The 7,309-nt window shown below is 58.0% G+C and carries 6 protein-coding genes; 5 read left to right on the top strand and 1 reads right to left on the bottom strand.

What is annotated here, in order from left to right:
• Positions 1 to 933, top strand: a 933-nt coding sequence (locus tag GRF61_RS15665) for an aminotransferase class III-fold pyridoxal phosphate-dependent enzyme (protein WP_169151564.1), incomplete at its 5' end; no start/stop codon positions are given.
• A gap of 56 nt (positions 934 to 989) precedes the next feature.
• On the top strand, positions 990 to 2,480 hold the full coding sequence (locus GRF61_RS15660) for a CoA-acylating methylmalonate-semialdehyde dehydrogenase (protein ID WP_169151563.1): 1,491 nt from the start codon (positions 990 to 992) through the stop codon (positions 2,478 to 2,480).
• 50 nt (positions 2,481 to 2,530) lie between these two features.
• Here the strand turns inward: GRF61_RS15660 and GRF61_RS15655 are convergent, their stop codons facing one another.
• Positions 2,531 to 3,862, bottom strand: a complete 1,332-nt coding sequence (locus GRF61_RS15655; protein ID WP_169151562.1) for an undecaprenyl-phosphate glucose phosphotransferase — start codon at positions 3,860 to 3,862, stop codon at positions 2,531 to 2,533.
• 494 nt (positions 3,863 to 4,356) lie between these two features.
• Here GRF61_RS15655 and epsL point away from each other — a divergent pair, with 494 nt between their 5' ends.
• The 3 genes from epsL (at position 4,357) to GRF61_RS15640 (ending at position 7,274) form a co-directional block, all read left to right on the top strand.
• Positions 4,357 to 5,556: an XrtB/PEP-CTERM-associated polysaccharide biosynthesis outer membrane protein EpsL gene (gene epsL / locus GRF61_RS15650; RefSeq protein WP_169151568.1), complete on the top strand. Its 1,200-nt coding sequence runs from the start codon at positions 4,357 to 4,359 to the stop codon at positions 5,554 to 5,556.
• A gap of 306 nt (positions 5,557 to 5,862) precedes the next feature.
• Positions 5,863 to 6,312 (top strand): hypothetical protein, encoded by a 450-nt coding sequence (locus tag GRF61_RS15645; protein ID WP_169151561.1) that lies wholly within the window; start codon positions 5,863 to 5,865, stop codon positions 6,310 to 6,312.
• 71 nt (positions 6,313 to 6,383) lie between these two features.
• Positions 6,384 to 7,274 (top strand): EpsD family peptidyl-prolyl cis-trans isomerase, encoded by an 891-nt coding sequence (locus tag GRF61_RS15640; RefSeq protein ID WP_169151560.1) that lies wholly within the window; start codon positions 6,384 to 6,386, stop codon positions 7,272 to 7,274.
• The last annotated feature ends 35 nt before the right edge of the window (positions 7,275 to 7,309 follow it).

Here is a 7,309-nt window from a genome sequence, read left to right as displayed (position 1 = left end):
GGGGAGGGGGGGCGGACGCGCCTGATAGGCCGTGAACGTGCTTATCATGGAGGCAATTTCGGCGGCCTTTCGGTGGGGGGTATCGGCGCTAATCGCAAGGCCTTCAGTGCCTCTCTGCTGCCCGGTATCGACCACCTCCGGCATACCTATGAGCGTTCCGAGATGGCTTACTGCCGTGGACAACCTTCCTGGGGGGCACACTTGGCGGATGATCTGGAGCGGCTGGTGCAGTTGCACGACGCCTCCAGTATTGCAGCCGTGATCGTCGAGCCAGTGGCGGGTTCAACCGGCATCCTGGTGCCACCCGTGGGTTACCTGCAGCGCTTGCGCGAAATATGTGACTGCCACAGTATTCTTCTCATCTTCGATGAGGTCATTACCGCATTTGGCAGAGTCGGAACTGCTTTTGCCGCCGAGCGATTCGGCGTATTGCCCGACATCCTGACCGTGGCGAAGGGAATCACCAATGGTGTGATTCCCATGGGAGCCGTGCTCGTTAGAGAAAGCATCTACCAGGCCCTGATGCAGGGGCCGGAAGAGGCGATTGAGTTCTTCCATGGTTACACCTATTCGGGACATCCCGTTGCGGCAGCAGCTGGACTTGCGGCGCTCGCGAGTTACGAGGAGGAGGAGAGCTTCAGACAGGCCAAGGCTCTCGAACTCCGGTTTGAGGAGGCGCTGCACGGCCTGCGTGAGGAGCCGCATGTGGTCGATATCCGTAATATCGGCCTAATGGGCGGCATCGAACTGGCCTCCAGGGAGGGGGCGCCGGGCGTTCGAGGTTTCGAGGCTTTCCAGGATTGTTTCGAGCAGGGCGTAGTGATCCGCAATGGTGGAGATACGCTGCAGTTCGCGCCCTTCCTGAACTCTGCAGAAGATGAGTTGGAACGCATCTTCGACTGTGTCCGGAAGGCACTCCGCAGGCTGCGCTGAAGCAGTTTCCCCATCCAGTCCAAGACCTCCCAATTCAAAACAGGGGTGCGCTCGCCATGAAGATACTTGGCCACTACATCGACGGCCGGATTCAACCTGGAGAAGGCAGGACAAAGCCGGTGTTCAACCCCGCATTGGGCGAGCTTATCTGTGAAGTCGCGATGGCTAGCGCGGAGGTGGTGTCACGCGCCGTGGCCGCCGCAGAAGCGGCTTTTCCTGCCTGGCGCGCGATGCCTCCCTTGAAACGGGCGCGCATCCTTTTTCGCTACAAGGTCTTGCTGGAAGAGAACGCCGACCGACTGGTTGCGGCCATCGTCAAGGAGCATGGCAAGGTCTGGGAGGATGCCCAAGGGGAACTGGCTCGAGGAATAGAGGTGGTTGAGTATGCCTGCGGGGCGCCGGAGTTTCTGAAGGGAGAGCACAGCCGGGATGTCGGGCCCGAGATCGACTCCTGGTCGGAGTTCCCCCCATTGGGTGTTGTCGCCGGTATTACGCCATTCAACTTCCCGGCGATGGTACCCATGTGGATGTTCCCTATGGCCCTGGTATGCGGCAATACCTTTGTGCTGAAGCCGTCGGAGAAGGATCCATCCACTGCGATGATCTTGGCGGAACTCCTGAGCCAGGCAGGTGCCCCGCCTGGCGTTTTCAATGTCGTGAATGGGGACAAGGAGGCAGTGGACGCGCTGCTCGTGGATCCAGGAGTGAAGGCGGTGAGCTTTGTCGGCTCGACTCCGATAGCGGAGTACATCTACGCTACCGCCACCGCAAAGGGCAAGCGGGTGCAGGCGCTCGGAGGGGCGAAGAACCATGCGGTCGTGATGCCGGATGCTGATCTGGACGCGGCGGCGAATGCGCTGATGGGGGCTGCGTATGGTTCCTGCGGCGAACGCTGCATGGCGATCTCGGTCGTTGTCGCGGTGGGGCAGGAACTAGCCGACGAACTTGTACGGCGTCTGACAAGCAAGGTCGAGTCCTTGAAAATAGGTGACGGCGCGACCAAAGGGCGGGACATGGGGCCTTTGGTGACGGCGGAGCACAAGGAAAAGGTGAGCACTTATATCCGCTTGGGGAAGGAAGAGGGCGCTCTCCTGGTCGTGGACGGACGTCTTGCCCCGGTTGCGAATGGGCCAGGCTATTTCCTGGGCGGGACGTTGTTCGACCATGTCACCACGGAGATGCGCATCTATCGCGAGGAGATCTTTGGGCCGGTGCTTGCCATCCTCAGGGTGGAAACGTTGGCTGAGGCAATCGACGCGGTGAACTCTCATGAGTTTGGCAATGGAAGCTGCGTCTTTACTCGTGATGGCGCGGTCGCCCGACTGTTCTCCGACGCTGTGCAAGTGGGAATGGTGGGCGTCAACGTGCCCTTGCCGGTACCGGTAGCCTGCCAGAGTTTTGGGGGCTGGAAGCGCTCGCTTTTTGGCGATTTGTACGCCTATGGCCCGGATGCCGTGCGCTTTTACACACGCCGTAAAACGATCACTCAGCGCTGGCCGCGCGGGGGGCTGGAACGCATGCAGTTTGCTTTTCCGAGCAACGGCTGAGAGGGAAAGGGAGGTATTCCCCTTCTCTTGGCTGGTGATCCTGAGGATCGCTAGTAAGCGTTGCGGTCCTTAATGACCAGCAAAAAGGTCTTGACGATGATCCACAGGTCAAGACCGAGAGACCAGTTGCGCAGGTACTCCAGATCGTACTCGATCCGCTTTTCCATCTTGTCTACCGTCTCGGTTTCGCCCCGATAGCCGTTCACTTGCGCCCAGCCGGTGATACCAGGCTTCACCTTGTGGCGGACCATATAGCCCTTGATCAGCTTGCGGTAGGTCTCGTTGTGAGCCACCGCATGCGGTCGCGGACCCACGATGCTCATCCTGCCCTGCAGGACGTTGAAGAACTGAGGCAACTCGTCCAGCGAGGTGCGGCGGATGAAAGCACCGAACGGAGTAATACGCTGGTCGTTGCGCGTGGCCTGCCTGACCACGGCGCCATCGTCGCATACCGTCATGGAGCGGAACTTGTAGACCAGGATTTCCTTGCCATCCAGACCGTAGCGACGTTGTTTGAAGATGACGGGCCCCGGGGACGACAGCTTGACCCCGATGGCCAACGCCAAGAGGATGGGGGTCAGCATCAGCAGGATGAGGCTGGATAGCACGATGTCAGACAGGCGCTTAATCAGGTTGTTGACGCCAGTGAAAGGCGTATCGCAGACAGCGACCACCGCCATGCCTCCGACAGTGTCCACCCTGCCTTGGATCAGGTCGGTGACAAAAATGTCCGGCACGAAGTAGATGGAGGCGGTGGTGTCCTTCAAGTCGTCCAGCAAAGCCAGGATGCGAGGCTGGGTTGCCATCGGCAAGGCGAGATAGATGGCATCGACCTGATGTCGTTTCACGAACTCGGCAAGTTCCGAAAGGCGACCAAGCGGTGCAGTTTCCTCGCCGGACGGAAGACGCTTCGGAGAGCGGTCGTCGAAGAAGCCCAGCACCTGGGTCCCTAGATAGGGGTTTTCCTGAAACTGCTGCGCCAGCTTGAGCCCGATTTCGTTCACACCGGCGACGACGGCCACCCGCTGAGCGCCCATCGATATAACTTTCGGAATGGCCAGGCGAGCGACGAGGTGACCTCCGATCAGGGCAAGGGGCGTCACGGCTCCCCAAGCGAGCAGGAGAGGCTCGGAGAAGTAGCGCAGATAACCGCTTGCGTAACCGAAGCCCCCCACAATCGCGAGAAAAAGCAGCCAGTTCATGGCAACTTTCCGGACTATGCGTTTTGGCGATTCATGGAGCTGGATATTGCCCGGAAAGGTCAATGAGAAAGCAAAGACGCTCAGCAAAATAAAGGGAGCGCCTAAACGTTCGTCGTAATAAAACGCACAGCCCAACAAAACCACAATTACAACAAGGGGATCAAGGAAGGCTTCGGCCAATCCCGCAATCGTGAAGCTATTGCGAAGGAGGTTATTCCCTTTTCTGTCTAGGGTCGCAAGCATAATCTCGGGCACTTTATGGTTGTGCGGCGCAGCATGTTGATTACTATAGCAGCCCTGCGCCGCCTTGCAATCCGGCAGATGCCGTCGGGGTGGCCGAGGATCTCATGCTGGAGGCGGTTGATGAATGGCGAGATGTAAGAAAATGATTGCGATGATCTTTTCTCATCCATAGTGCGATGTAACATAATTGTTAGGAAGGCCTGGCGGGTTAAATATCTGTTTGTGATTTTCTATTCTCTTATTATTCATGTGGTTAAATTGATTTCTCTTGAATTTTTTCCTTGGCGGTTAGCAACTGACATTCCTGATCCAAGGTGGTAGCAAGTCGCCGCATTAAACCTTTCGAGATGACCTAAGGCGCTTACAAGGATAAGGGCGAGCTGCCAAGTGCCTCCGCTAGACTGATCTTCTACATGGACTTCGTTATCCGAATGAAACCTTCCTGGCCCATCTTTAGTGTCGTGCCATTGGTTGTCGCTGTGGGGATTGATGGTGCACTTGCGGACGAAGGAGATGCCTTGAATTTCTACGTGAGTCAGTCTTTCCGGTATGAAGACAATTTATATCGTTTGTCTGATGAGGCAGAGGTGCCTAGAGGGACGCGCCATGACACTATCAGTACCACCGGCGTCGGCTTGCGTTTCGACCATGAGTACAGCAGGCAGCGCTTGCGTGCGGATGTCGGCCTGACCAGTTCCCGCTATCAGGAACACGGCGATCTGGACCATGACAGCCCGGATGCCCGTTTTTATTGGGACTGGCAACTTGGAAACCGCTGGAGTGGGTTGGTCAGTCATATGTATCGGGAGAGCATGACTGGATTCGACGAGGTGCGCGGGTCGGAGTTGAATATCAATACCTATGTCCGGTCTGCGGCCACTGCGGATTTCTGGTGGCACCCGCGGTGGGCCACCGGCGTTGGGTTCGCGCATACCAAGAGTCGCTTCGACGAAGAGAACAGCCGCATTGGCGATTTCGACGCCGATACCGTCGACTTCAACCTGACCTATCGGCCGCCCACCGAGAACCGTGTCATCTTCACCGTGAGAGAGACAAGCGGACGCTATCCCAACCGTCCTGCTGAGGCGGGCTCGATCCGGGATTACGAGCAGCACGAGATCAGGCTGGGGGGGGAGTGGCAACTGACTGGTGCCACACGTGTTTCCGGGTTCCTCGGGCGTACGCGTCTGGAGTACAGGTTTGCGCCCAACCGGGACTTCACGGGTACCACTGGCCGGCTGGGAGTCGATTGGAAGGCGACGGCCAAAAGCTCAGTTTCTCTGAGCATACGCAGGGAGGTTGGCGCTCAGCAGGACGTCGCCGCGAACTACGCGATTACCGAGGCGGTGGTGTTGGCGCCAAAGTGGGCGCTAACCGACAAGATGACTTTGGGCGCCGGGCTGGAGTGGCGCAGACGGGACTATGGGGGCGACCCACAGTTGCAGGCGTCCAATGTTGTCGCTTCGCGGGATGCGGATAGTAGTCGGCGCTACGGGTTGTCCCTGGAATACAAGCCAATGCGGGCGCTGTCTTTTCTGCTGACGGTGCAAAGGCAGAAGCGGAATGCATCGGAAGTACTAAACCGCTATGACGCCAATTCGGGAGCGCTGTCGATGCGTTTCCTTTTTTAAGTGTTTGCTTATTTCTGCATCGAGATGGGGCGTTCAGCACTAAGTCGGTGCGCTGCACAAAGGGTCCACTACCATTTTCCTGTGGAGATTTTCAATCTTGACTGCATGGGTGTCAGCAGAAATGAACGCAATTGAAACGGTGTTTGTGAATCGTTGACGCTACCCGTATTGATTGCTATGTTGCACAGCAATATTTGACGCTTTGTGCGGTGGAATTTCCGAAAGTCAGGACACATTCGATGTCCTCAGACGCTCTGAGGCCGGCAATGGCTTCAGTCCCCATATTGCTTAAGAGAGGTGGCGGTTATGTCCTCCATCAGGAAGAAGCTGATTCTTGTTGCGGCTGGGGTGATATGGATCTTGCCGGGGGGCAGCGCCAACGCGCTTGGACTGCAAGGCAATGAGGTCGTTTCAGGCTACGACCAAGGGCAGTACTCTGCCCAGTCGTTATTGGTCAGCGAGCTGAACCTTCATTCATCGAATAGTGTGGGTTCGGTAGTCGCAATCAGGGAGGCTGCGGTTCCTTCCTCTGCTGGAATTGCTAATTCCTTGGTTATAGATAGTTCAGGGGGCGGCGGAAAGATCGTTTCCATTGCGCGCTCCCTTGAGGGCGAGGCTGCGACCTTCGCAGATCGCGTTGCGCTTCGTTTTTCCCTGGCAGACAGGGAAGAGGCGGAGGCGGGAATCTCTCCGTTGTTGTTGAGTGCGCTTGGCCTGTTTGCGCTGATCGCCCGACGTCGTCTTATTGCTCGCTGATTGTTGTGCACCGCATTGGCTAGCGCCTTTTGCGGTGCACAGGTTCTCGAGCCCTTTCTGCGGATTACTCGATGCTTCGACTTGGACGTTTGGCTTTGCCATCCGTGTTGTTGGTTTCGCTGACGCTGGTTGCATGCAGCAAGGGCGAGGCCGATGGTCGGGCGGCCTTTGACGTGGTCGCCAAGGTGAACGACAGGGAGATTCAGGCTAACGAGTTAAAGACTGTGCTGGAGCATGGCAATGCTGTACCCGGACTGGCAAATGGCCGTGCAGACGAGAAAGTGCTGGAGCGGCTGATAGATCAGGAGTTGATGGTTCAGCAAGCCAGGGACAGGAGGCTGGATAAGGATCCGCGCGTTCTCTACTCGATCGAGGCAGCGCGCCGGGAGATCCTTGCCCGCGCTTACTTGGAGCAGGTGACGAATGAGAGCGTCCCTCCTTCGGAAGCCGAAGTCGCTGCTTTCTACCGGGACAACCCGGCGCTTTTTGCTGAGCGCCGCATCTACAGCCTGCAAGAGCTGCAACTCCCGCCCATGGGGGAGCGCTTCGACCAGCTGCGCCTGCTGGTGGAACAGGCTACTGACCTGCAGCAGGTGACGGACTGGCTGGACGCGGAGCGCATCGCCTACCACCGCGTAAGCGCAGTAAAGCCGGCCGAGGAACTGCCGCTGGAGAACCTCCCCGCCTTCGCGCGCATGAAGGACGGCCAGATGGCGCTCAGCCAAAGTGACAAAGGGGTGTCGCTGATCCATCTCGCCGCTTCGCATCTGAAGCCGATCGGCGAGCAGGAGGCGCGGCCGCTGATCGAGCGCTACATCAGCAACTCCCGCAAGGTGGAACTGGCCCGGAGCGAGCTGAAGAGATTGCGGGCCGGGGCGGAAATCGAATATGCCCAGGGAGGGGAGCCTGAGGTGGATGCGGCACGGCTCGCGCTGGAGCATCACCAGGGCGCGGCGGAGTAAGCAGTCCCGCTCTGTAGCCGAGAACATAATTTCAA

The sequence above is a fragment of the Azoarcus sp. TTM-91 genome (genome assembly GCF_012911025.1).
Lineage (GTDB): Bacteria > Pseudomonadota > Gammaproteobacteria > Burkholderiales > Rhodocyclaceae > Azoarcus.
Note: the sequence above shows the minus strand (reverse complement) of the source record. Positions and strands in the feature narration are given on the sequence as shown.